Source organism: Streptomyces sichuanensis (assembly GCF_020328095.1).
In the GTDB taxonomy this organism is placed as follows: domain Bacteria; phylum Actinomycetota; class Actinomycetes; order Streptomycetales; family Streptomycetaceae; genus Streptomyces; species Streptomyces cinnamoneus.
In genome coordinates this window covers 1-933 of sequence record NZ_JAIXMK010000271.1, presented here as the reverse complement: position 1 = coordinate 933, position 933 = coordinate 1, and the positions used below count along the sequence as shown (strand labels likewise).

Below are 933 nucleotides of genomic sequence, written 5' to 3'. Positions count from 1 at the left end.
CATGATCCGTGACCGGGGGTTCCTGCTGGCCTGTTCGCGGATGGCCGGGGTCCCGCTGATCCCGCATCCCCTGCGGATCCCGACCGTGCAGATCAACTACTTCGAGGCCGACGGCCGGCGGGACATCGTCAAGTGGCACCACGACGGCATGGACTACGTCCTGACGATCCAGCTCAACGGCTACGAGGACTACGACGGCGGCCGCTTCTCCTACTTCCAGGGCCGGGCCGACGAGTTCACGGGCGCCCGCGCGGGCGACCCGCGGATCAAGGAGGCACCGTGCGGGGAGCGGGGGGCGACGCTGTTCCTGCACGGCAGCCGGATCTTCCACGCGGTCTCCCCGGTGACGCGGGGGCGGCGGGTGACGGTGGTGGTCTCCTTCTTCTGCCCGTACTTCGCCCGGCAGGACTCCAACACCTTCTGGCACCTGGCCGCGGACGACGGCATCGCGGCCACCGTGCCGAACTGGCTGCGGCTGAAGTGGCCGGTGCGCGACGCGGCGATGGACTTCAGCCTGCGCGCGGGCAGCCCCGTGATCACGTGGGAGGACCTGGCCGGCTGAAGCGGTTCACCCGGCGCCCCGGGGTGCGTGGCGGAGGTAGGCGAGGACCGCGCTCACCCGGCGGTGGAGCTGGGGCTCCTCGGCCAGTCCCAGTTTGGTGAAGGTCGCGTTGACGTGCTTCTCGATGGTGGACTCCGAGAGCACCAGGGCCCGGGCGATGGCCCGGTTCGTCTTGCCCTCGGCCATGTGCCGCAGCACGTCCAGCTCGCGGCGCGTCAGTGCGGCCAGCGGCGCGTCCGCGGCGCGGGTGTGGCTGCCCATGAGCACCTCGACGATGCGGGGGTCGACCACGGAGCGGCCCGCGGCGACCTCGCGCAGGGCGCGCAGCAGTTCGTCGAGTTCGCCGATGCGCTCCTTGAGCAGGTAGGCCA

Annotated in this window: 2 protein-coding genes; one reads left to right on the top strand and one right to left on the bottom strand. The window is 71.4% G+C overall.

Translation table 11 applies throughout. The annotated features are described in order from the left end of the window. Nucleotides 1-562, top strand: a 562-nt coding sequence (locus LE181_RS31905; RefSeq protein WP_225665103.1) for a hypothetical protein, incomplete at its 5' end; no start/stop codon positions are given. A 6-nt stretch (nt 563-568) separates the two neighbouring features. On the opposite strand, the gene LE181_RS31900 is transcribed toward LE181_RS31905, so the two are convergent. Next, the coding region (locus LE181_RS31900; protein ID WP_225665102.1) for a LuxR C-terminal-related transcriptional regulator at nt 569-933 on the bottom strand (365 nt) is incomplete at its 5' end.